Annotated in this window: 17 protein-coding genes; 7 read left to right on the top strand and 10 right to left on the bottom strand. The window is 67.9% G+C overall.

The window, feature by feature from the left end; translation table 11 throughout:
- Nucleotides 1-8 precede the first annotated feature (8 nt).
- A complete protein-coding gene (locus AC07DC_RS11020; RefSeq protein ID WP_478913934.1) occupies nucleotides 9-707 on the bottom strand; it encodes a hypothetical protein in 699 nt (232 codons plus the stop codon).
- A 385-nt stretch (nucleotides 708-1092) separates the two neighbouring features.
- On the opposite strand from AC07DC_RS11020, the gene AC07DC_RS11015 reads away from it, so the two are divergent.
- Both AC07DC_RS11015 and AC07DC_RS11010 read left to right on the top strand, forming a co-directional pair.
- Nucleotides 1093-1749: a hypothetical protein gene (locus AC07DC_RS11015; protein WP_478913932.1), complete on the top strand. Its 657-nt coding sequence runs from the start codon at nucleotides 1093-1095 to the stop codon at nucleotides 1747-1749.
- Nucleotides 1734-2744 (top strand): hypothetical protein, encoded by a 1011-nt coding sequence (locus AC07DC_RS11010; protein ID WP_478913931.1) that lies wholly within the window; start codon nucleotides 1734-1736, stop codon nucleotides 2742-2744. Before AC07DC_RS11015 ends, AC07DC_RS11010 begins: the two co-directional genes overlap by 16 nt.
- A gap of 137 nt (nucleotides 2745-2881) precedes the next feature.
- Here the strand turns inward: AC07DC_RS11010 and AC07DC_RS11005 are convergent, their stop codons facing one another.
- The gene (locus AC07DC_RS11005; RefSeq protein ID WP_478913930.1) at nucleotides 2882-3868 is read right to left on the bottom strand and encodes a hypothetical protein; all 987 of its coding nucleotides are present in this window, start codon (nucleotides 3866-3868) and stop codon (nucleotides 2882-2884) included.
- Nucleotides 3869-4257: 389 nt separating this feature from the next.
- On the opposite strand from AC07DC_RS11005, the gene AC07DC_RS11000 reads away from it, so the two are divergent.
- Nucleotides 4258-8697, top strand: coding sequence for an FtsK/SpoIIIE domain-containing protein (locus AC07DC_RS11000; RefSeq protein ID WP_478913928.1), 4440 nt, complete (start codon nucleotides 4258-4260; stop codon nucleotides 8695-8697).
- A 188-nt stretch (nucleotides 8698-8885) separates the two neighbouring features.
- Here the strand turns inward: AC07DC_RS11000 and AC07DC_RS10995 are convergent, their stop codons facing one another.
- Nucleotides 8886-9158, bottom strand: coding sequence for a WXG100 family type VII secretion target (locus AC07DC_RS10995; RefSeq protein ID WP_277438701.1), 273 nt, complete (start codon nucleotides 9156-9158; stop codon nucleotides 8886-8888).
- A gap of 437 nt (nucleotides 9159-9595) precedes the next feature.
- Here AC07DC_RS10995 and AC07DC_RS10990 point away from each other — a divergent pair, with 437 nt between their 5' ends.
- Nucleotides 9596-11554: a hypothetical protein gene (locus tag AC07DC_RS10990; RefSeq protein WP_478913926.1), complete on the top strand. Its 1959-nt coding sequence runs from the start codon at nucleotides 9596-9598 to the stop codon at nucleotides 11552-11554.
- Between the two features lie 57 nt (nucleotides 11555-11611).
- Here AC07DC_RS10990 and AC07DC_RS10985 read toward each other — a convergent pair whose 3' ends face one another.
- Entirely contained in the window at nucleotides 11612-12136 is a 525-nt protein-coding gene (locus tag AC07DC_RS10985) for a hypothetical protein (RefSeq protein ID WP_478913924.1), read from the bottom strand.
- A gap of 42 nt (nucleotides 12137-12178) precedes the next feature.
- Nucleotides 12179-12856 (bottom strand): hypothetical protein, encoded by a 678-nt coding sequence (locus AC07DC_RS10980; protein ID WP_478913922.1) that lies wholly within the window; start codon nucleotides 12854-12856, stop codon nucleotides 12179-12181.
- 121 nt (nucleotides 12857-12977) lie between these two features.
- Here AC07DC_RS10980 and AC07DC_RS10975 point away from each other — a divergent pair, with 121 nt between their 5' ends.
- From AC07DC_RS10975 to AC07DC_RS10965, 3 genes are all read left to right on the top strand, one after another.
- Nucleotides 12978-14327 carry a hypothetical protein gene (locus AC07DC_RS10975; protein ID WP_478913920.1) on the top strand — a complete coding sequence of 450 codons (1350 nt, stop codon included), beginning with the start codon at nucleotides 12978-12980 and terminating at the stop codon, nucleotides 14325-14327.
- Between the two features lie 99 nt (nucleotides 14328-14426).
- A complete protein-coding gene (locus tag AC07DC_RS10970; RefSeq protein WP_478913918.1) occupies nucleotides 14427-15068 on the top strand; it encodes a hypothetical protein in 642 nt (213 codons plus the stop codon).
- A 291-nt stretch (nucleotides 15069-15359) separates the two neighbouring features.
- Nucleotides 15360-16001, top strand: a complete 642-nt coding sequence (locus tag AC07DC_RS10965; protein WP_478913916.1) for a hypothetical protein — start codon at nucleotides 15360-15362, stop codon at nucleotides 15999-16001.
- 44 nt (nucleotides 16002-16045) lie between these two features.
- Here the strand turns inward: AC07DC_RS10965 and AC07DC_RS10960 are convergent, their stop codons facing one another.
- The 5 genes from AC07DC_RS10960 to AC07DC_RS10940 all read right to left on the bottom strand — a co-directional run bounded on the left by AC07DC_RS10960 (nucleotide 16046) and on the right by AC07DC_RS10940 (nucleotide 23285).
- A complete protein-coding gene (locus tag AC07DC_RS10960) occupies nucleotides 16046-18154 on the bottom strand; it encodes a hypothetical protein (RefSeq protein WP_478913914.1) in 2109 nt (702 codons plus the stop codon).
- Nucleotides 18155-18211: 57 nt separating this feature from the next.
- Nucleotides 18212-18529, bottom strand: coding sequence for a hypothetical protein (locus tag AC07DC_RS10955; RefSeq protein ID WP_478913912.1), 318 nt, complete (start codon nucleotides 18527-18529; stop codon nucleotides 18212-18214).
- Between the two features lie 154 nt (nucleotides 18530-18683).
- Nucleotides 18684-20948, bottom strand: coding sequence for a serine/threonine-protein kinase (locus AC07DC_RS10950; protein ID WP_478913910.1), 2265 nt, complete (start codon nucleotides 20946-20948; stop codon nucleotides 18684-18686).
- Nucleotides 20949-21211: 263 nt separating this feature from the next.
- On the bottom strand, nucleotides 21212-22279 hold the full coding sequence (locus AC07DC_RS10945) for an alpha/beta fold hydrolase (protein ID WP_478913908.1): 1068 nt from the start codon (nucleotides 22277-22279) through the stop codon (nucleotides 21212-21214).
- Nucleotides 22280-22592: 313 nt separating this feature from the next.
- Nucleotides 22593-23285, bottom strand: a complete 693-nt coding sequence (locus AC07DC_RS10940; protein WP_478913906.1) for an iron-dependent transcriptional repressor DtxR — start codon at nucleotides 23283-23285, stop codon at nucleotides 22593-22595.
- Nucleotides 23286-23380 lie beyond the last annotated feature (95 nt).

Genomic DNA, 23380 nt, shown 5'->3' with positions numbered 1-23380 from the left:
GGCGGGCCTCAGCCCTTGCTGGCGGGAACGAGCACCAGCGAGACCTCGCCGGCGGACGCGGCCAGCGTCAGCGGCCCGGCGTCGCTCTGGTCGACGACGATCGAGTACGCGCTGCCGCTGCTGCCGAGCCCGTCGCCCCCACTGCCCGGTACGGCCTTGACCTTGGCGTTGTCGGCGAGCAGCGTGTTCGCCCCGCCGCCGGAACTGCCGGAGTTGCCGGAGCTTCCGGCACCGGACTTCGCCGCGTCGTTGCCCACGCGGTAGACGGCGACCGTGTCGCCGACCTTCAGCCCTTCGGGGAACTGCCCGCCCTTGAGCGAGAGTCCGATGACGGCTTTGCCCGTCTTGAGCTGGTTTTCCTCGCTACTGAGCATCGGCCCGACAAGAACGGACCCCTTGACGAGGTCGGTAGCGGCCCGGTACTTGCCCAGCAAGCCCTTGTCGCTCCACCGTACGTACTCAATATCCGAACCATCGGCGACCATTACTTCGCGGATCGCCGAAGCCGGAATGGCCTCTCCCGCCGGCACGGCTTCTGTGATCTCGATCGCCGAAATCCGGTCCCCGGCCCGCATGACCAGCACGGTCGCACCCAGCGCCCCAACGAGGATGAGCAGTACGGCCAGCGCGGCCAGCGCCGGCTTCCGCTCCCGCGGCGCGATCGGCAGCCGCTCACCCGTCGGCCCACCCATCGTCGGCCCGGGCACAGACGGCCTACCACCACTGCCACCTGCAGCGGAACGTTCCCTGATCTTCACGTCAATGCCCCCGTCGAGCTGGCGTGCTTGGACTCCTGGCTGCATGGGGAGAGGGTCGTCGCGCTCCGGATGGCGACAGCCCGCAGGCCGGTGTCAAGTCACCGCACGCTATCAGCGCCGCATAAACACCCTCAAGGCGCATCGTGTGACAGGAGACTCACGGAACCGCAACAGACCCGTCCGTGATCATTTACCGGATGACAGCCTCCTAGGGATTGTGACTCCGGCGTGCGGACCCGGTCACAGAACGGGGAGGGTCCCTATAACCGCTGGGACATCACCGGTAGCGTCGAGCCTCAACGCTCTGTCCGCGCATCACACGGGGGACCCCATCGTGACCCGCAGCACGCCGCCCATCGCCGCCGCCCTCGCCATGGCCACGGCCCTGGCCCTGGCCCTGACCGCCTGTGGCAGCGACGCCAAGCCCTCCGACAAGATCAGCGGCGTCCCCACCACCGCCCCAACCACAGCACCCACCACACCGAGCGCCTCCGTGACGGCGGCGGGCGCGCCGACGTTCAAGCTGCCGGCCGATGTCAAGGTGAAGATCGACGGCTTCGAGAGCAGCGATGCCGCGAAGAAGGCGGTGCTCCGGGACAGCTCCTACGCGATGACCTCGTGGGTCGAGGCAAAGGCCAGCGGAGACGGGAAGAGCGTGAACCTCAAGCGCTACTTCACCGGGCTCCAGGGCGCCGAACTCGCCGACGCGGTCATCAAATACGGCAAGACCGGGATGACCGTCACCGGAACGTACCGCTACTACGGGCCGACGGTGCAGATCAACAGCAACGGCACGGCGAGCGTGCTCCTCTGTGAGGACCAGAGCAAGGCGTTCTCGAAGAATCGCAAGACGGGCAAGGCTGAAGCGACGACTCCGTCCCTCGCAGACTTCAGCCGCTGGAACATGGTCCTGTCCAAGAACACAGCGGGTGATTGGCAAGTACTGAACTACACCTACACGGAGGGGGTAAAGGAATGCCGCAACGGCTGAAGTCCCGGTACAAGTACAGCATCACTGGCCTGGGTGTGTCCCTGGCCATCCTGGCCACGACAGTGTCGCCCGCCCTGGCCAAGGACAAGCTGCCGCCTCCTCCCCCGAAGCCTTCCCCGGGCAACACCAAGATCGAGTCCCGAGTCGAGTGGAGCGGCAGCAACGACGGCAAGGCAGCCAAGCCCATCGCCTCCTCCGACGCGCACTGGACCGCCCCCCCTTGCTGGTACGAGCCCTTCTACAGTCCCGAAGAGTTCGATGCCTATCTCATGGCTAAATACACCGAAGCCGGACAGAACAACTCGGGCACGGTCTATGAGTACTACAACCAAATACGATCCCAAATGGAGGCAATTCACTACCACAAGGGCGAAAAAGGCACGTGGTGGATGCTCGTACAGAACAACCGCCTCCCACCCGGCTCTCCGTTGTGTCAGGCATCGCCTTCCTGGCAATGGGTCGGGCCCGCCAATCCCGTTCCCACCGGTCCTGCCATAACCGCTGAGATGCTCTCCCAAGCCGCCTACGGCGCAACTATGTTGCCCTCCCGCGAAGTGACCCTGAGCCCCGCTGCAGGGAGCCAGAAGGTCAACCTCGCCACCTATGTCAAGTTCGATGACCCGGTGGATCCGGTATGGGTGACCGCCCAGTTGCCGGCCTTGAATCTCGCCGCCACCGTGGTCGCCGTCCCCTCCGCGCTGCACATCGACGCAGGTACGTCCTACGCCGACCCGCAGTCGTGCGACTACCACTTCGTCAAATCCGGGGCCGCGTACCAGGTCGACAGCTCGAGCGCGGCCTGCAACATCACCTACCGCAAGGCGACCACCGGAAGCGGCGGATACACCTTCAAGGCCCAGATCACGTGGACCGTCAGCTGGACCCCGACCGCTACCCCTCAGCCTGGTGGCCGGCCCATGAACGACGGCTATTCGACGTCTGATCAGCCCGTCGCTGTTCAGGAGATCCAGGCGGTCGTCAAACCGACCTCGTGAAGACCGGCGAGTGCTCCGACGCAACCTGGTGCTGACCAAAGACAACTCGTCCATCGGCGTCTGGCAGACGCCAAGGATCACCGCTCTCGAAGGCGCGGGCTCGCTGCAAGGGCCCGGAGCGCAGGCGGCCCGCCGGCCTACCCGATCGGCACTGCCCGGATGTGTGTCGGCGCGCACCCCGCGTACGTGGTCAGGGACTGGGCGATGTGGCGGATCACGTCGTTCGGGGTGTGGCGGAGTTGGGCGGGGGTGAAGGCCAGAGGGTGGAGGCCGTGGGACGCCAGGTGGTTGCGGCGGTTCATCGTGCGGTGCCAGTCCGCCGGGCTGAGGTGGTACTCGCGGGAGTCGATCTCCAGGACCACCCCGGTGTCCGGCCAGTAGCCGTCCGGGGTGGCGAGGAACGTGCCGTCGGCGAGCAGCAGGGTGGCGTTCCACAGGGGTTGCGGCAGGCCGCCCGTGCGCAGCACGTCGCGGGCCTGGGCCTCGGAGACGGAGCGGACTCCGGCGAGGAGCTCCTGTATGACGGCACGGATCGGCGCGATGCCGCGGGCCGAGGTGCCGAGGATCTCCTCGGTGAGCGCTTCGACGGAGCAGCGGCCGCGCTGAACGGCCTCGGCGCAGGCCGCCCGGACCTGCTGGAGGTCGGCGCCGAGCCGCGTGGTGTCCACCAGTGCCCGCGGCAGCGGCGCGGTCGGGAACCCCGCGACGTTACGGGGCCGCGGGACGTGGCGGGCGCGCAGCACGGTGACGAAGTCGCGGCTGCCGGTGTACCGGTTGTGGGGAACGAGAACATGCGTCCCCGGCAGCGGCGGGACGTAACGCAGCCCGAAGAGCCGTAACGCCTCGGGCCCGGTGAGCATCGCGCCCTCGCCCGCGTACAGGAGCGCCGCTCTGGTCCGTTGTCGCGCGGTCGGCGGCCCGTTGTGGAAGAGATAGGTACGGGGAAGCAGCCGCTGCCACGGACCGCCGGGGCGGCACCGGCGGGCGAGAGTCCCGGTTCCCACTCCGAGGGCCCGCAGTTGCCGGGCGGTCGCGACGCCGTCCTGGCGGAGATGTGTGAGGGCGTGGGAGTTGCGCGGAGCGGCGCCGGCGGAGACGCGGGACGGAATGTGGTTCCTGGTCATGGATTAATCATGACCCGTCCCTTTTCCTCCCTGAATTCTCCTGTGGATAACTCCTCTTCGGTCCGACCAACCCGACCAAACCCGACCAACTCGACCCACCCGACCAACGCCACCAACCCGACCTCCCACGGTGCGGCCACCGTTGGCCAGGGACCAGGTCAGCGAGTGTGACCTTGAAGTGGGGGCCCGGTCTACAGCTACGCCTGGACCAAGGGCGCGAAACAGTGCCAGATCGGCTGAGGCCCGTGCTCTGGCGCACTGCCGGCGATCCCTAGGGGCCGGCGGCCGTCACGGCCTCCCCGTCTTCCTCGGGAACTTGGCCCGGGATAGCCTCGGCTGGCAAGTGCGCGAGCAAGGTCCCGCGGGACCGACGGGGAGGAAGACGGCCCATGCGGGTAACTGTGACGGTCATCCGCCAGGGGGATGAGCCGCAGGATGTGATTCTCGCGGTGGACGAGACCACTACGGGCAGCGATGTGGCGCAGGCCCTGACCGGCCGGCCGAGTGCGCCGGTGCCGGCACCGGTGCCGGGCCATTCGTCCGTCACGAATCTGTTCCCGTCCAAGGAGGCTCCTCCGCGGATACCGACCCTGTGGGCCGACGGCCATCCCTGCCCGCCGGACGAGCCGGTCGGCCATCTGCTCCGCGACGGGATGCGGGTCTCGGTGGACGACACCATCGGCCCGTACCTGCGCGCGGGAGAGCCGGCCGGGCGGTTCGAGCTGCGGATCACCGGCGGGCCCGGCGCGGGCCGCGTCGCCCGGCTGTCGCTCGGTGTCACGTCCGTCGGCTCGGCCGAGGTCTGCACCGTTTCCGTCGAGGACCCGCAGCTCCCGCCGGCCGCCCTCGTGATCAGCGTGGACATGAACGGTGCCGTCAAGCTGACGCCGCAGCCGGGCGTGCCCGTGCTCATCGACAACACCCCGGTCACGGGAGAACAGCCGTGGCCGACCGGTGCGTTGGTCAAGGCGGGCTCATCGCTCTTCGTACTCGACGTACCCGGTGAAGCGGACGCCCACCTCTCGGCGATGGGAGAGGGCGGTCTGGCCTACAACCGGCCGCCCAGGCTCTCCTCGTTGCCGCCGCGCGCCCGCCTCGTCATCCCGACACCCCCGACCAAGGGCGAACGCGCCCGGTTCCAGCTCCTCGCCTCGTTCCTCCCGGCAGTCTTCGGCCTGGGCATGTACTTCATGACCAAGCAGGTCTACATGCTGCTGTTCTGCCTGATGAGCCCGGTGATGATGATCGGCGAGTGGTTCAGCGAGAACCGCCGCGGCAAGCAGAAGCACCGGACGTCGATGAAGGACTACAAGAAGGAGAAGGAGGAGCACGACAAGGACCTCGTCCGGCTCAGCTCGATGGACGAGAAGGCCAGGCGGGACGCCTTTCCCGACCCCGCGGCGATCCTGCTCTTCGCCACCGGCCCGCGGCGCCGGCTCTGGGAGCGCCGCATCACGGATCCCGACGCGATGATGCTGCGGATCGGGGTCGCCGACCTCCCCGCCGACATCGAACTGGCCGCTTCCGGTCAGGCCCACGACGCGGAAGCGCCGAAGCCGCCCACCGTGCACGATGTGCCCGTACCGCTGCCGTTCACGAAGCTCGGCGTGGTGGGACTCGCGGGCGTACGGCCCCGCGCGCTGGCCACGGCACGCTGGCTCGTCACCCAGGCCGCCGTCCTGCACAGCCCCCGTGACCTGTCGGTCGTCGTCCTCTCCTCCGTGCCCGACGCGGGCGCCGTGTGGGACTGGGCGCACTGGCTGCCCCACACCGCGCCGCAGCAGGGACAGGACTGCGTCGCGCTCGTCGGCTCGGAACCCGACACCGTCTCCCGCCGCGTCACCGAACTGCTCAACGAACTGAACCGGCGCAAGTCCGTCAGCTCCAGTTCCATGAGCGGGGGCGGCGCACCGCTGCGGCCCGACCCGTACGTCCTCATCCTCCTCGACGGCGCGCGGCTGCTGCGCCGCACGCCCGGAGTGCCCCAGCTCCTCCAGGAGGGGCCGCTGCACGGCATGTTCGCCCTGTGCCTCGACGAGGACGAGCGGCTGCTGCCCGAGGAGTGCCGCGCCGCCATCTGCTGGCCGCTCGACTCGACCGGCCGTCTGCACCTGCGGGGAGCGGGCCTGGAGGCCGTCGGTGACGTACTGGCGGACCAGGTCTCGCACGCCTGGTGCGGGCTGGTGGCACGTTCGCTCGCTCCCGTGCGCGACGTCAGCCGTGACGACGCCGACAGCGCCCTGCCCACCGCCGCGCGGCTGCTGAACCTCCTCGGGATGCCCGATCCGACCGGGGCCGACATCGAGCGCATCTGGCTGCACGGCGGATCGACGACCACGGCGCCCATCGGGATCGGCGCCGACGGCCCGTTCCACCTGGACATCCGCAGGGACGGACCGCATGCCCTGATCGCCGGCACCACGGGCGCCGGAAAGTCCGAACTCCTCCAGACGATCATCACGTCGCTCGCCGTCCACAACCGCCCCGACGCGCTGAACTTCGTCCTCATCGACTACAAGGGCGGCAGCGCCTTCCTGGACTGCTCCCGCCTCCCGCACACCGTCGGCATGGTCAGCGACCTCGACGCGCACCTCACCGAACGGGCCCTGGCATCCCTGGCCGCGGAGCTCAAGCGCCGTGAGGAGATCCTCTTCGAGGCCGAGACGAAGGACATCGAGGACTACGGCGACACCCGCCGGGTGCGGCCCGAACTGGAGCCGATGCCACGACTCGTCCTGATCATCGACGAGTTCGCCTCGCTGGTCGCCGAACTCCCCGACTTCGTCGCGGGGCTCGTCGACATCGCCCGCCGCGGCCGCTCGCTGGGGGTGCACCTGATACTCGCCACGCAGCGTCCCGCCGGTGTGGTCAGCGCCGACATCCGGGCCAACACCAACCTGCGGATCGCCCTGCGCGTCACGGGTCCCGACGAGTCCTCCGACGTCATCGACGCCCCTGATGCCGGCGCCATCAACAAGTCCACCCCGGGACGCGCCTATGTGCGGTCCGGCGCCCAGGCGTTGGTCGCCCTGCAGTCCGCGCGGATCGGTGGGCGGCGGCCCAGCACGTCGTCCGGGCCCCGGGCGAGCGCCGTTCCGCTGTCCTGGTCCGCGGTGGCGCGACCGCCGGCCCGCGCGGCGGACGACGGGGACGACGGCACGCTCGTGACCGACCTGGCCGTCCTCGTCGACGCGATCGCGTCGGGCGCGGAGCGCATGCGGTTCGGCAAGCCGCGCAGCCCCTGGCTGCCGCCGCTGCCCGAACACATCACGCTGGAGGAGGCACCGCAGCCCGCCGCGCCCACGCACGGGGACGTACCGCCCATCGTGTTCGGTGTCACCGACGTACCCGCCCGGCAGGCGCGTTCACCGCTCGCTCTCGACCTGGTCGACGGGGAGAACCTCCTGATCATCGGTGGACCGCGCTCCGGCCGGTCCACCGCGCTGCGCTCACTGGCCGGCGCCCTGGCCAAGACCGCCTCCCCCGCCGACGTGCACCTGTACGGCGTCGACTGCGGCGCGAACGTCCTGCTGCCGCTCACCGGGCTGCCGCACTGCGGCGGTGTGGTCACCCGGGACGAGCCCGAGCGCCTGGTCCGGCTGCTCGCCAGACTCCAGGGAGAGGTGACCCGGCGCCAGCAACTCCTCGCGCGGCTGGGCGTTTCCAGCACGGCCGAACAGCGCGCGTCAGCGGCGCCGGAGGACCGGCTGCCGTGGATGGTCCTGCTCCTGGACGGCTGGGAGGGATACACCTCGACGTTCGAGAACTACGACTACGGCAAGCTCATCGACGCCATGGTGCGGCTCTTCCGGGAAGGACCCGCCGTAGGGCTCCGGGTGGTGATGTCCTCCGACCGCAGCGGCTTCATGGGCACCGTGACGTCCTCCTTCGGAGACCGGCTGATTCTGCGCCTCACCACCGTCGACGACTACTCCTCCGCCGGCATGTCCCCTCGTGACATCCCTAAGGACATGGCGGCCGGCCGGGCGCTGGGTGCCACCGACAACGGGGTGCAGGAGAGCCAGATCGCGCTGCTCGCAACCGATCCGTCGGGCAAGGCGCAGGTCGAGGCGCTCCGCCGGATCGCCGACGACGCACGGGCCCGGCATCCCCGCCCGGCGAAGAGCCTGCGTGCCATGCGGGTGGACGCGCTGCCCACGCAGATCAGCACGACCGAAGCGCGCGCTCTGGAACCGGAGTTCACCGCGCCGTCGGATCTGTGGGCGCTGATCGGGGTCGGTGGCGACGAGCTCACACCGCTCGGAGTGGACCTCGGCGAATCGGGGCCGGGATTCGTCGTCGCGGGGCCGCCCAAGTCCGGACGGTCCACCACCTTGATCACCATGGCCCGGTCGCTGCTGCGCGGTGGACTGCCCGTGGTCCTGGTGACGCCGAAGCGTTCCCCGCTGCGGGCCCTGGAGGGCGAGGCCGGCGTGCTCGGCGTGCTCGGCGCGGACTCCTCGGACGACGACCTGCAGGAGCTGTTGGCCAAGGCGCACGGCGGCCGCTACGCCGTCATCGTCGACGATGCCGAACTGCTCCACGACGGGCCGCTCGACGACGCACTGGCCGAGGTGATCCGCACCGGGGTCGACGGCGACCACGCCGTCGTCGCGGCCGGGGCGGCGGACACCATGACGTCGCAGTACCGCGGGTTCGCGGCCGAAGCCCGTCGGTCGCGGCACGGCCTGCTGCTGGCCCCGGAGGGCGACGCGGGCGATCTGTTCAACGTCCGGCTCCCGCGCGGCCTCGCGGGCGGCCCCACCGGCTGCGGCGTCCTGGTGCGGGGCGGGGAGATCCTGCCCGTGCAGGCGGCGATCGAGGTCTGAGCGGCGCGCAGGAGGCGGCACACGAAGCGGCCCGGCCCCCCGTCCAGCATTGCTGGGTCGGGGAGCCGGGCCGCTTCGGTGGTCTACGACGGTGGGTCGGTGACCGATGGGTCTACGACGTTCGGTCGGTGACCAGTGGATCAGTGACCTAGGGGGTCAGTGATCAGTGGGTCGGTGACCGGGTGGGGTCAGTGACCGGTGGTCGCGCGGCTGATGTTGCCGTGGTGGGTGTCCGTCGCCCGCTTCGCGTCGTCGAGCAGGTTGATGATCTTCGTGATGCTCGGCTGAAGGGCTTCCCAGTCACGGCGGAAGTTGTCGGCCAGCGGGCCGGACCAGTAGCCGTGGCTTTCCTTGGAAGCGGAGTTCAAAGACTTGATCAAGCCGTCGAGAGTTACGTGGTCCTTGCCGAAGCGAGTGGACAGCTTTCGCAACATCTCAAGGTCTGCGCCGCTCATGGCCATGGAGTGCTCCCCGTAAGTTAGGACGCGCGGCGAACGTATCGTCCAGCTGAGCGGACGACAGCACACCGCACGCGGGCGTGTGAGTCTACGAAAGTCCTATCACACCACACGCCACCCACGGCATCCTGGTTCCCACGGAGCATCCCGCAATTCGCTGCGCACCACCGGGAGTCCGGGAAGCGGGAGTAGGGCGAGCGGCAAGGACCCCGCGGAATCACGATTCGAAGCGGACAATGCGCACGTGTCGTTATTTAAGGCATCGAAGCCTCAGTTGACCGGGGCCCCGCGCACGCCGCTACGGACCGCCCCGCAAAGTTACCGAAAAACAGCAGCCACGATGAGGCAAAGGCAGAGCCGTTGAACCCATGGGGTCAGTCAACTGTGTGCGGGCGCCGTACGGCAGCGTACGGCCGACGCCACGGGGAGATGCACGACGCATGGGTGACTTTTCGGGGATCGACCCCCAGTCCCTGCACGAAATGATCACGTCGTACGACGCGGACAAGAACCAGCTGCGGCAGAGCGTCTCGTCGATCAAGTCGCAATTCGCGCGGTATGGGCTGGACACCCAGCCGATGACCGAAATACTCGGAATCTGCGGCTGGCTCGACGACCAGCTCCCCATGCTCAAGCGCCGCCAGGGACTGGCGGCGGCCCTGGAGAAGGGCCCCACCGGCGTCCACGGGATGGTGCAGGTCCCGGAACCGGTCATCACCCCCGCCCAGGCCCAGGCGGACGGAAAAGCCCTCGCCGACCAGCTCAACAAGAACCAGAGCGGCGACACCAAGGCCGGCCAGAAATACCATGACATCGCCGACATTCTCGCCGCCCACAGGGACGACCCGGACTTCGTCTCGGCCTTTTACGCGGGCATCAATCCACCCATCCAGGCCGAGACCCTGCCCGACCTGATGGCGACCACGGGCAGTCCGACGGCCGCCGCGGACCTCAAGGTGTTCAGCGAGGCCCTGGGGACGGCCATGAGCACCGACTTCCCCGCTCCCGGCTTCGACAAGGTCAGGGACATGTACCTCAAGCCGGTCCCGAAAGGCGCCTACTCGATGGGCTGGGACCGCGCCGCGATGCTGCGCTACGGCACGTTCCCCTCCGACTTCATCACCAAGGCCACCCGCGCGAACGTCCTCGACCAGCTGGCCAAGGACAAGAACCAGAACTTCGACGGATCCAGCAACGCGGGCGCCCTCGGCCTGCCGCAGGACACCGTCGCACTGAACCTCGCGGTCCTGGGCAACAACGGCCGGGCCGCCTTCGACGCCATCGCACAGATGGGCGACCCCCAGAGCCCCGACCTCGAAGGTCATCTCAAGCTGCTCATGCAGTACGGCAAGATGAGGGCCGACGTCCAGACCGCGCTCGGCGACGCCATCGACGCCGGCGCCGGCGTACGCGGTCACACCGACGCGTCCGGCGCCTGGCATCCCGACGTCACCCAGCACAACGAATACGAGAACGTCTTCGCGTACGCCGCGATCCTGGCCGCCGGCCACAGCGACGTCCGCAACTTCGACGGCCTGTTCAAGGCGGACATGGGCCGACTGGCCGCCTCGTACGCACCGGAGATGCTGACCGGCGGGCACAACGTGAATGAGAACAGCGGTGATTCCTCCCTGGGCCAGCCCGTCCCCTACGACGCGATTCCCGGTGTGGATCCCGGCTTCTACCTCAGCCCGCAGGACACGTACCGGTTCATGAAGACCTTCTCCGACGACGACAACATGACCGCGCCCTTCGACGAGGCCATGGGCAAGCTGCAGCACGACGTGCTGACGCAGGCGGCGAAGTTCGACCATGATGCGATCGCGGCGGGAAAGCAGGACCCGCGCGCCTACGATTACGCGGCCGCCGCGTTCGGCAACACCCAGCGTCTGGAATACGACGCCGAAATGAAGATCCGTGGCGATATGGACGAATCGGAGAAGGCCTTCAAGGAGCACCTCAAGCAGGCGGGCATCCTCGCCTCGGAGATGGTCGGCGAGCCCGAACTGCCCGCCGCCTGGCAAATGGCCTGGCGCGGCGGAATGTTCACGGTCAAGGAGTTCGGTGGAGGGGCGTACGTCGAATCCGGGACCGAGCTGACGGAGAAGGTGGACGAACGGAACCTGGAGATGATCGTTCAGGCCCGCTACACCATGGCCTCTACGATGATGGAGGGTGGCTGGACGACTACGCCGCTGCCCGAAGGTCTCAAGGGCGAGGACGGCAAGCTCAAGTCGTTCGAGGAGCTCTCGAAGGACCACCAGATCGAGGCCTTCAACGACTGGGCGAACGAGCAGCGCGAAGGGGCCGTGCCGTTCCACACGAAGCAGGTCCTGTCAGCCGCTCTGCTCACCAACACGATGGTGGACCCCATCACCAAGGAAGTGGACGGCGAATAGAGCCCCGCTCCTCCCCCGGCTCCTCCCCCGGCTCCTCCCCCGCCTGCCTCCGGTACCTCATGTGCTCCGCAGGCAGTCGGTGGTGCCGGTGACCAGGTAGTCGATCGCCTGGGCACCACTGGGAGTCAGCGTGACGGTGATGTGCACCCCCGCCTTGCTGTCGATCATCGAATCGACGTATTTGGTGTCGCTCCTCCGGACCGGGCCGGCGTCCGTGTCCAGCTGATAGCCGTGTTGCACGAGATAGCCGTTGGCCTCGCCCGAAGTGAGTGTCAAACCCCTTCGGAGATCGGGCTTCGCCGGCACCTGCATCCTGGCGGAGAATGCCCTCTTCTCCTTCCCGTCGCCGCAGGAGACGCCGCGGGAGGCGTTGTCCGTGACGACGTACGGCGCCTTGGCCTCAAGCAGCGGCTGCATGTTGTCCAGCAGCGCCGTCGCGTCCTTCGACAACTTCGCACCCGCCTGGACGGCCGTCGGCCCGGAAGGGGACGAGTCGCACGCCGATGCGACGCCGAGCGTGAGGCCGACGGCTACCAAGCAGAGGGCGCCTCTGCGCGCGTGTGACCGGACCGCGAATTCCACGTCGTACTCCTGTCCTTGAGGCCCGCCCACCCAGTGCGGCCATCAGCCGGTCGAGGCGGACTTGAGATCACGTGCGCTGGACGTCGCGGGCTTACCCGTCACCGTCTGGAGGACGCGCTCGCCCTCCATCCTGGCCAGCCCGTACAGGAACGACGGGTCCACCGGCTGGCTCCTGTCACAGGTGACCACCACGACGAGGGTCCCCACCCTGGCCACCGACATCGAGGGCCTCGGCCCCCACGTGCCGCGGTGCGCGTGGCTCACGTTGCCGACCTTGCTCAGCGTGAGCGGTTCTGTCGCCAGAACGGGCTGGTCCGCGACCTTGAATGCCGCATCCGCCACCTCCTTGTCGGTGTAGGAGGAGATCTCGAACTTGGCCTGCTCGACGCCACCCGTTTTCTCGAACCGCTCGCTGGCCATGACCTTGATGCCGCACGGCTGCGGCTTGCTCCGGCACGCCCACCCGTCGGCCAGATGAGGATTGTTGCTCACGTCCTCCGCCTTCGCGGCCTGCGTCACCGTCCAGCCCGCCGGCAGGTCCGTCGCTCCCGGGAGCGTCGTCTTGACCTGAGCGACGTCCAGAACCGCGTCCGGGTCGTCCTTCCCCAGCTCGGCGGCCCCGCCGCTCTGGCCCCCGCACCCGGCGAGCAGCGGCAGGAGCGGCAGCGTGACGGCAGCGGCGGCATCGGTGGCAACGCTCCGAACGGCACTCTTGTCCACGCCAGCACTCCCCGTGATCCATTTCGCCCGGCCCCAGCCGACACTCCGCTGCGGATCTCGCGGACACCGGGGCCCACGGAGTCACTCAAGGTAGTGGGACTTCCCCAAGGTCACCGAAGACGTGAAAGGTTCTTTGGAACATCTTTACGACCGGATCAAGCTGAAAGGGCTCGTCATCAACAGCGCAACGTCACCATCACGCCGTCGCAGGGTTCTCGTCGCGGCGGGCACCGCTGTCGCCGTTGCCGCCGGCATCGGGATCTATCTCGGCATCCGGTCCACGGGTTCGCCCGGCCCCGCGGTCGAGTTCGTACTCGGCGGCGGCACGGCCGGTACGGGCAAGGGCCCGCAGGTGAAGGTGCCAGGACAGCTCCAGGCCATGACGGTCGACCAGCACGGTACGGTCGCCCTCTTCACCAACGACGCGCAGGGCTACAAACTGTGGACCCTGCCACCCGGCGGAACGGCCACGTCCGTCCGCGTGCCGGCCCTCGACAGCTCGGCCGGAGCCGCAACCAGTCAGGCCCAGCAAGCCGCCACCGCCCCGGACGGGACGTACTACATCGCGCTCGAAGGGAACGGTCTGTGGCAGGTCGCGAAGGACGGCAGCGCGAAGCAAATCATCCAGACAGGGAGCGAAGATGTCCCTGACAGCTCCGACGTAGGGCACTTCACCGCGTCATGGGTGAGCGGTGTGGCGGTGGCTGACGACGGCACTGTGTACTTCACTGATCCGCAGGTCCGGCGTGGGTCGCTCCTGGTCCATCAGCTGGAGGCCGGAATCGTCACAAAGATCGCCGGAAAGACGCTGAGTGACGGGCAGACGGTGCAATTGGGTGAGGACAAGCGCCCTGTCCCCCAGACCGGCGGCCCGGCCAAAGGCACGCTCATTCCCAACGACTTCAACTCGGGCCCCTTGGCCTGGACCAAGGACTCCCTCTACCTGCACACCGGCCGGGCAGTGTTCCGGATCAACGCGGAAGGTCGCATCCTCCCGATGGTCTCGGGCGGAGATCCCGCGAATCTCGGCACACCGGAGAAGCCGTTCGCTCCGTTCGGCAAGGCAATTGACGGATATGTGAGAGCACCGTTTCCGGGCGACGAAGACCATGCTTCCAGCATCGCTGCGGATCCCGCGTCAGGTGACGTCTACTACGGCGCGGGCAACCCAACCGACAGGAAGACCAGCACCGGAGAACCGGCGCGGATCAGTTCCGATTTCGACTGGACCGGGACTTTCACCGCAAGCCAACAGAACTTCATCGACGGCTCCGTCGAAGAGCAAGTGGTCTACCAGGCAACCAAGGCTGGAGATCTCGCAGCGGTGACCGCCAGAAACAAGATGCTCGCGATATCCGGGAACTACCTGTATCTGGCTGCCGACTCCTGCAGCGGAGGCTTCAACACAGGAACCTGCGCGGAGTCCGATCGCTCCACCGCAGTGGTCAGGCTGCTCCTGCCGAACACCTGAGGCACGCCGCTCAGCACCGAGTAGCCCGAGTAGTCTCAAGCATTCTGCGCGCTGCTCGGTACCCGAAAGCCTTGCGCCAACGCGTTCCCAGGAGAATCCGTGCCGCACAGCACCCCGGACGACGACCCGATCACGCTGACACCCATCAACATCCCGGATCCCGAAGCCCGGGAGAGACGCCGTCGGCGGCGGGTCATCGGCGGCACCATCGCCCTGATAGTCGTCGCGGGTGGCGGCATCGGATGGGCGGTCGCCGCGAACAGCAAGGACGACAAACCGGTCAAACACGCAGCCGTACTACCGACCTCGTTCGGCAGGTACACGCAGTCGAAGCCGGGCGAATCGGAGTGGGGCCCGCTGGGCAACGTCAACACCGATTCCGAAAAGGGACACACACGGCTCAGTTACCAAGCGCCTGGCGGCCGGGCGCTGCTGGTCACCGTCGAACTGGATCCGCCCGTCACCCACGATTTGGGCGGGTCGGATGACGCACTCTCCGCGATGGTGGGAACGAACGTCGACTCCAGCCAGATCAAGAAGTACCCGGCGGGCGACGTGGGAGGCGAAATCCAATGCGTCGACATCGCCGTGAACCAGGGCGCCTTCACCAAGTGCCTCTGGCAGAACTCCACCGCCCACATCACTCTGGCGCCCGTACTCAACCACCACACCATCGTCGCCAAGGACGCCCCGGCCGATCTGCGCGCCTTCCTGGGCGCCCTGAAGCTCCAGCCGAAGTAACCAGGCGCTGAAGGCCCCCGGCCCTCCACGCTCCGCGTGTCAGCCCGGCAGATTCCGGGACAGGGCGGCCATCCTGCTCACGCCTACACTCACCGTGCCGCCTCCCGAGGGGATCGGACCGGCTCTTGATCCGGGGACCCAGGTCCGCGAGGGTGGTCACACGGACCAGCATGCACCGGTCGAGTTCGGCAGAGCGCTGACCAAGAAGAAGGACTCGTGCCCGGGTAGGGTCGGAATCCGAGCTGCCCGGCATCCTGATGCCTTGCCCCTACCTGCTCCCAGGAGTATCCCGTGTCGCAGAGCACCCCGGACGACGACCGGATCACGCTGACACCCATCAGCCGCCCGGATCCCGACGTCCGGGAGGGACGCCGCCGGCGGCGGGTCATCGGCGGCACTGTCGCCCTGATAGTCGTCGCGGGTGGCGGCATCGGGTGGGCGGTTGCCGCGAGCGGCGAGGACAACAAGCCGGTCAAGCACACGGCTGTACTGCCGGAGTCCTTCGGAGCGTATGCCGCTTCGAAGCCGAACGAATCCGAATGGGCCGGACTGAGCGGCGTCAACACCGACCCGAACAAAGGCTACGCATACGTTAGTTACACTGCTGCCGGCGGCAAGGGGTTGCGTCTCTCCGTCTACCTTGATCCCCACTTCACAGAAGAACCTGGGGACGCCAACGACTCACTCACCGCGATCTTCGGAACGAAGGTCGACAGCACGAGCGTCAAGGAGTACGACGCAGGATCCGTCGGCGGAAAGATCCTCTGCGCCGATATCAGCTCAGCAAACAAAGCCTTCACTGAGTGCGCCTGGAACGATACATCCGTGAATGTCACGCTGGCGCCCGTACGCGATCACCAGACGGTGGTGTCGCCCGACGCGGCGAACGACCTTCGCTCCTTCCTGCAGGCACTAAAAATCTCCCGGAAGTAACCCGCAAGGGTCAGGAACTCGAGCGGTCGCACCGTTGGGCTCAGTCACTCGGGCAGGTTCTGCATGAGCTCCGTGGTATCGAATCCGTCGTTCTTGATCTTCGTAGTCACGGCATAATCCTGGATCCATCCGGAGTATGCGGCCAGCTGCTGGGGGCTCATCTTCTCCAGAGGCATAACCGAGCCGTCCGTTTGCAGAAAGTTATCCGCCGGCACCTTGATGTATCCGCTCGGATCGCCCGAGTAAGTCGTCGCCTTGCCGTGGATCGGTCCGAAAGTGACGGGCTTGGTGACGGCCGGATCGTATCCGCCCTTGAGGCCGCTCTTCGGGTCGGGGGCAACTTGCAGATCCGCCTTGGTACGGTACGCGGCATACCATGTCGTATCGAGTTTGATGTCCGACAGTGCCTTGTACTTGTCCGCAAGCCCGCCCGGCGCGTCCTCGGGCTTGACCTTGATCAATTCCTGGGCCCATCCGGTGAGCAGCTGCTCTGCGGCATCCTGGCCAAAGCCGGTCGCGGCTTCCTTCCCCGCGGTGGCTGCCGCGGATGCGCCGCCGGTCGCAGCGGCCGTACCGACATCGTATGCTGCCTTGATTATCGCGCTACGTGCGGCGTTGACGCCCTCAGCCCAACTGTTGGCATCGCCCTCAATCGATGCCATCGCGGAATCCATCGCCTTCCCGTACGTCTTGAGCATCAGTCCTTCCTTGATGTTCAAGTACTCGACAGCTCCTGGATCCGACCTCGCGGAGTGCGAGATCGTTGTCTCGAGGTCCATCCGGTAAGCGTCGAAGTGAGCGGTGATCTCACCGGCGCCCTTGGGATCGCGCGCAGCCTCGGACATGAGCGCCTCCCACATGGGCGTGCCTACTTCAAGTCCAGCGCGTGAGGGGTTCTGTTTGCCGAGGAAGTCCTTCTCATCCCACTTCGATGCCTTCTCCGTGTAGCCGCCCGCCGTGGCGCTACCCATCCAGAACCTGTCACCCACAGGCGACGTGATGCCGTACTCCATGTCCTTCCAGTACGCGATCGCGATCTGGGAGTACAGATAGTCCACCCCCTCGACCGGGTGGATTCCTTTCATGTCCCCATTCATGTGACGGTAGTTGTCCATCATGAGGCGCGCGGTCAGCTTCTCAGCCAGGGCCTCATTCGTCGGACGCAGGTCGATGGTGCCCGCGTGTGCGACCTTCATGAAGGCGGCAGCGCGGGACTTGGGTTCGTCGAGTGCCCATGGGCCGTGCGGGTACAGAATGATCTGAATGTCGTCCTGGTTGTGGTCCATCCACTCCCCCGATGCCTCGGGGTTCTGAGCGATGGCGTCGAAGAGCTGCCCGTAGTGGTCCGCCTCCCACGCGTTCTTGCTGTCGCCGCCGCCCATCCACTGCTGTTCGTTCGTCTTCTGGGACTTGGAGAAGACCCGGTCGCCGAGTGAGACGAGGAAGTCCTTGTCGAACGTGCCGCCCTTGAGCAGGGGCATGAGGCGGTCTGGGCGGAAGCCCTGGTGGGGGTCCATGACGAATTTGTCGAACCACTTGTTCCAGTTGGCCTGTTTGTCCTTCTCGCTCTGGCCGTCGAAGGCGACATGGGAGAAGGTGCCGAGGGTTTTGGCGAGGGTGTCGCGGTCATGGGCGAGTTGGTCCGGGTGGTCCTTGTAGCGGCCGTCGTACGGGTGGGCATCGGCGAGGTCGTTGGAGAGCCAGGACAGGCGGTCGGGGCCCAGGGCGTTGTAGAACGACTTGACGAAATCGCCGTCTCCGGCGTTCTGTTCCAGGGCGGCCATCAGGTCCGCCGGGACGGTGTCGCCGTCCTCCAGCGCCTTCTTGACCTTGTCGCCGAGCGCCTTGCCGTTCTTCTCGGCCTCGGCCTGCGAACCGACCAGGCTCTCGTCGACCGAGACCATGGTCTTGATACCCGGATACGGCTTCTCCGCCGCGACGGCCAGGTGATAGCGCCGGGTCAGCATCGGCATCTGGTCGTCCAGCCAGCCGCAGATGGCGAGCAGTTCCGTCAGGTTCTGGGTGTCGATCCCGTACCGCGTGAAACTCGACTTGATCCATGTCGAGCCCTGGCGCAGCCGCTCCTTGTCCGTCTTGAAGGAGCTGATGGTGGCGTTCAGCGCCTTTGCGTCGATCCCCGAGAACTCGCCCATACGCTTTGCTTCTCCCCGTTGTGAATACGTCGGCAGTGAGCCGCGGCCCGCTACGGATCAGTAGCCCTGCATGTCCATACGCCACATCTTCGCCTCGACCGGCGAGACCTTTTCCGGCGCTTTCGCGATCTCCGCGTCGATGGCCGGAATCAACTTGTCGACCAGCGTCTTGATCCTCGCGCGGCGCCCGTCGAGCTCCTTTTGCCAACTCTCGGCCGTCTTACCGACCCAGACCTTCTTGCCGGCCATATCCTTGGACGCCGTCTCGAGCTGCTTCTTGAGCTCTTCCGTCTCCGTCTTCAGGTTGGTCTTCAGCGTCTGAAGCGCGGATCGGTACGGATTGTCCACCTTGGCAACATTCGCGGGCGTTCCCACCAATTCCCCCTTGACGATCTCTTGACACTTTATTTGCATGATGCCATGCGGGGGTGAAGGAGGGCCGGGGAATGTGTGGCGATCTCGGTCCCGGCCCCGCCGCGCCTACCCGCCCCTCAGGCGGCGGGCAGCGCGTCAGACTGCAGGAAGCGCGTCACACCGCAGGAAGCGCGTAGAGCATGTCGCCGTGGACCACCAGCAGGCGCTTTCCCGCGGCCGTGAGGGTCCAGGCTCCGCTGCCGCCCTGGTCTTCGGAGAGGCCGTCGTTCGCGCTGTTCCGGTAGATCCAGCGCGGGGTGCCGTTCTTGGCGTCGAAGGCGAAGATGCCTCCCGTCTGGAAGTACGACACCCCGTAGACGGAGTCACCGGCCCGCACGAACTGCAACGGGGCCGCAGGGTCGGTGAGTTCACGCTGCCAGAGAACGTTCCCGCTCTTCGCGTCGACGGCCCAGACGCCCTTGAGTACCACGGTCGCGTACACCACGCCGTCGGCGACGGAGAGCGGTGAGCTGAAGCCGTTCTTGTGCTGGGCGGGCACCGACCAGCGTTCGGTGCCGTTCTTCAGGTCGAAACCCCGCATGGACTTGCCGCCGATGATGACCTTGTCGCCGTAGAGCACCGGACGATGGGCGGAGTCGTCCCCCACCTTCTTCGTCCACACCTGGTTGCCGTGCGTCACCTCGCGCACGGTGACGTTGTAGTTGTTGTCCGCGTAGACGAGATGGCTGCCGTCGGTCGTCGCCGCAACGTCCCAGTCACCGGCGCCCAGATCGCGTTCCTGGTGCCACAGCACCTGACGCGTACCGATGTCGACGGCTGCCACCACCGTACGGATCTTGCTGCCCCCGGTGGCCGCGGGGTCCTGGATGGTCGCGATGACGTACACGCGCTTGTCGTCGGCGGCGATCGGCCGGGGGTCGGTGAGCTGACCGCCCAGCCGGCTGCGCCAGGCTTCCTTGCCGGTGACCGGGTCGATGCCCACGAAGTCGCCGTTGGCCTGCGGGCTCATGAAGAACATCAGACCGTGGCCGCTGACGATGTCCGACGCGAGGTCCGCGACATCCGGCGTGGACCACTTCTGTTCGCCGTTGGTGATGTCGTGCGCGATCAGCGGATTGCCGCAGACGACCATCAGGTTGCCGAACACCACGGCCGGGACGCCGTATTTCAGGCTCAGCGGCTTGGCCTGCTTGCGCCACAGCGCCTTCGGGCTCATACCGTTCGCCGGGGTGGTGAACACCGGATCCGGCGCGGGCGCGCCGCTGTTCGTCACCTTGCCGGTCGGGTCGACCACCGGATCCTTCCCGCCCTTCCCGCCCTTCCCGTTGAACGCCCACACGGCCCCGCCGCCCGCGGCCGCGACCGCCACGCCCGCGCCCAGGGCGAGGAACCCGCGACGGGAGCGCGAGGCAGTGCGGGAAGCGGGTTCCATCGCCGTCTGGTCGAGGGTGGTCGGGGTCCGGTGCGGAGCCGCTCCGTCGGGCGTCCGGAGCGGCGGCGGCTCGGTGGCCGCACCCGTCCCGTGGGCCGGTGTGTCCAGGTCGAGGATCCGCGAGGCGTGCTGCGCGATGGTCGACGAGACCGGGCCCGGCAGCCAGTTGTGCAGTACGGAGGCGGCTCCGTTCGGGGCCAGCCCCTCGCTGATCTGCTGCGGCGTCGGCCGCTGCGCCGGCTCCTTCTGCAGGCAGGCCAGCACCAACGGCCGTAGCGAAGCGGGCATTTCGGTCAGGTTGGGGGCGCCGTGCACCACCTGGTAGAGCAACGACGCGGCCGTCCCGATCCCGAACGGCTGCTGGCCGGTGGCGGCGTACGCCAGCACCACGCCCAGCGAGAAGACATCGCCCGCCGGCCCGGCGACCTCGCCGACCGCCTGCTCGGGCGGTATGAAGCCGGGCGAGCCGACGACCACGCCCGTACTGGTCATCCGGTCGCCGTCGACGGCCCGCGCGATACCGAAGTCGATCACCCGAGGCCCGTCCGTGGCCAGCAGCACGTTGGACGGTTTCAGGTCCCGGTGCACGAGTCCCGCGCCGTGGATCACCGCGAGCGCCTCGGCCAGGCCGGCGCCCAGCGCGCGCACGGACGCCTCGGGAAGCGGGCCGTGCTGCTCGATGACCTCGTTGAGCGGCGGGCCGAGTACGTACGCGGTCGCCAGCCACGGCAGCCGGCCCTCGGTGTCGGCGTCGACGACGGGCGCCGTATAGGCCCCGGAGACCGCCCGCGCGATCTCGACCTCGTGCCGGAACCGCGCCCGGAACTGCGAGTCCTCGGCCAGTTCGGGACGCACCACCTTCACGGCGACGGTCCGGCCGCCCGGCGAGCGGGCGAGATAGACGCGCCCCATGCCACCGGCGCCAAGCCGTCCCAACAGGCGGTATACCCCTAGGCTCTGCGGGTCTTCCGGCTCCAATGGCTGCATCGACAGCCACCCCCGTCTCCTGTGCGCACGTCCGTATCGTCGAATCGCTCCGACCCGGCAGCCTATTGCGCCGGGTTTCGCACCATCGATGCGGTCCCCCTCGCCCTGCTGGATGTCCATCGGGCCGGACGCCCTTGGCACGGGCTCACAAGCGGCAACGTCCAGGCGGGTGCTCGGTCGACGGCCAGGCGGGGTGCTCGGTCGACGCCCGCGTCCGGCAAAGCTCGGCACGGGTCTCTTCGAGAACCGCACGATCCTTCCGGTCAGTTCGTTCCGGTTCGCTGTCGGGGGATCGCGGACTCTTCGAGGAACCGTTCGACCGTCTCGTACCAGGCGGTGGGCTGGTCCCAGTGGACGAGGTGGCCCGCGTCCGGGATCTCGGCGTAGCTGCCGCGCGGCAGCACGCGGACCATCTCCTGGGCCTCGGCGCGCCCCAGTTCGCCCTCGAGACCGCGGACGACGAGGGTGGGGCAACGGACTTGGGTGAGCTCTTCCCAGTGGGCGTCCAGGATCCAGGGCGCCCGGGAGCGGAGCATGTGGCGGCGGGCGAAGACGGGGCGCCAGCCGTCGCCGCGCTCTTCCATGATCTCGGTGTAGAAATCGCCCCTGGTGGGGCGCGGAGGATCGACCCGGGGGTCGTCCTCGCCGAACCACTTGCGGACGTCGGCGAGGCTGGCGAAGGGCAACGGCCAGGATCGGAACCAGGATTCCCACTCGCGCTGGCTGGCCTCTCCGAGGGCGGCGGCGCGCATGTCGCAGACGACGACGGCCCGCACGAGGTCCGGACGGCGGGCGGCGAGCTGCCAGGCGGTGAGACCGCCCATGGAGTGTCCGACGAGGGCGACGGGGGCGAGGCCGAGCTGTTCCACGGCCGCTTCGGCGTCGGCGAGGTACGCCTCGCGGCTGTACGGGCCCTCGGGCTTGTCGCTGCGGCCGTGGCCGCGCTGGTCCAGGGCGATGGCGCGGTAGCGGGGGGCGAGCCGGCGGGCGGTGCCGGCCCAGTGCGAGGCGCGGCCCATCAGGCCGTGGAGCAACAGGACCCCGGGCCGGTCGGAGCCGGCGGGCGGCGCGGCCACGGTGCCCCGCACCCTGCCGGAAACGCCATGGTGCTCCCCGCCGGGAACACCCTGATGGCCAGCATCGGGAACGCCATGGTGCTCCGCGCCGGGAACGCCCCGATGCTCCCCGCCGGGAACACCCTGGTGGTCGGCACCGGGAACGCCCTGTTCCCGGCTGCCCCGCTGGAAGCCGTCCTGCTTGGAATCGGCGGCATAATCCCAGGCGGCGAGCCGGACGGATCCCGTTCCGGTCACCTCGATACGTCGGATCATGTGCCGCACCCCCTGACGAGCTGGTCGGGTCGTTCAGGCGCCTACGTTATCGAACTTCTATTCGATAAGCCTGTCCACACGCACAACATCGCTCTTTTGAGTGACATCACTCAAGGATTGACCGCCGCAGCCGAGGGGAGATCTCCTGCGGGGCGCGACGTGAAGGGGAAGCGGTCGCGCGGAGTACTCGGGAAGCTCGGGGTCCCGGGTCCTCCGAGGGGAGCACCACCAGGGGAGGGACAAGGGGAGGAGGGCCCCGGCGCCATCAGGCGCCGGGGCCCCCGCCCCCTCCCACCAGGACAAACCGCGGGTCCTACCGCTTGGCCACGAAGACGTGCGAGGCGACTTCGGCTCCCAGCTCGGCGGCCTCGCCGCCACTGCCCACGAGCACCCCGCCCGCCGAGGACGTCACGCTCACCACCGCGCCCGGCTGCACACCGGCCCGCCGCAGCGTGTACATCAGCTGGGCGTCGGTCTGGATCGGCTCGCCGATCCGCTTCACCACGACGCTCGCCCCCGCCGAACCCGGCGACAGCTCCGCCAGGCTGACCATGCCCTCTTCCAGGAAGGGGTCGGCCTCGGCCTTCTCGCCCAGCTCCTCGAGACCCGGGATCGGGTTCCCGTACGGCGATTCGGTCGGGTGGCGCAACAGCTCCAGCACCTTGCGCTCCACCGCCTCGCTCATGACGTGCTCCCAGCGGCAGGCCTCGGCGTGCACCTGCTCCCACTCCAGGCCGATCACGTCGACGAGCAGACATTCGGCGATCCGGTGCTTGCGCATCACGCGCGTCGCCGTCCGCCGGCCTTCGTCGGTCAGTTCCAGGTGCCGGTCGCCGGCGACATGCAGCAGGCCGTCACGTTCCATGCGCGCCACCGTCTGGCTGACCGTCGGACCGCTCTGATCGAGCCGCTCGGCGATTCGGGCGCGCATGGGGACCACACCCTCCTCTTCCAGCTCCAGGATGGTGCGGAGATACATCTCCGTCGTGTCGATGAGTCCGGACATGCGCGCCCCTCAATAGCTAGTGCGTGGCCCTGCACCAATTCTGACGCATCCCACCGACAACCGGCCCCGGCGCGGGATTCTTGACAGCGACGGCA

It is taken from the genome of Streptomyces sp. NPDC045021 (assembly GCF_056432645.1).
Note: the sequence above shows the minus strand (reverse complement) of the source record. Positions and strands in the feature narration are given on the sequence as shown.

Coding starts and splice junctions, on each gene's coding strand:
- AC07DC_RS11010 (WP_478913931.1), top strand. CDS start 1,734: ATGCCGCAACGGCTGAAGTCCCGGTACAAGTACAGCATCACTGGCCTG.
- AC07DC_RS11005 (WP_478913930.1), bottom strand. CDS start 3,868: ATGACCAGGAACCACATTCCGTCCCGCGTCTCCGCCGGCGCCGCTCCG.
- AC07DC_RS11000 (WP_478913928.1), top strand. CDS start 4,258: ATGCGGGTAACTGTGACGGTCATCCGCCAGGGGGATGAGCCGCAGGAT.
- AC07DC_RS10995 (WP_277438701.1), bottom strand. CDS start 9,158: ATGGCCATGAGCGGCGCAGACCTTGAGATGTTGCGAAAGCTGTCCACT.
- AC07DC_RS10990 (WP_478913926.1), top strand. CDS start 9,596: ATGGGTGACTTTTCGGGGATCGACCCCCAGTCCCTGCACGAAATGATC.
- AC07DC_RS10960 (WP_478913914.1), bottom strand. CDS start 18,154: ATGGGCGAGTTCTCGGGGATCGACGCAAAGGCGCTGAACGCCACCATC.
- AC07DC_RS10950 (WP_478913910.1), bottom strand. CDS start 20,948: ATGCAGCCATTGGAGCCGGAAGACCCGCAGAGCCTAGGGGTATACCGC.
- AC07DC_RS10945 (WP_478913908.1), bottom strand. CDS start 22,279: ATGATCCGACGTATCGAGGTGACCGGAACGGGATCCGTCCGGCTCGCC.
- AC07DC_RS10940 (WP_478913906.1), bottom strand. CDS start 23,285: ATGTCCGGACTCATCGACACGACGGAGATGTATCTCCGCACCATCCTG.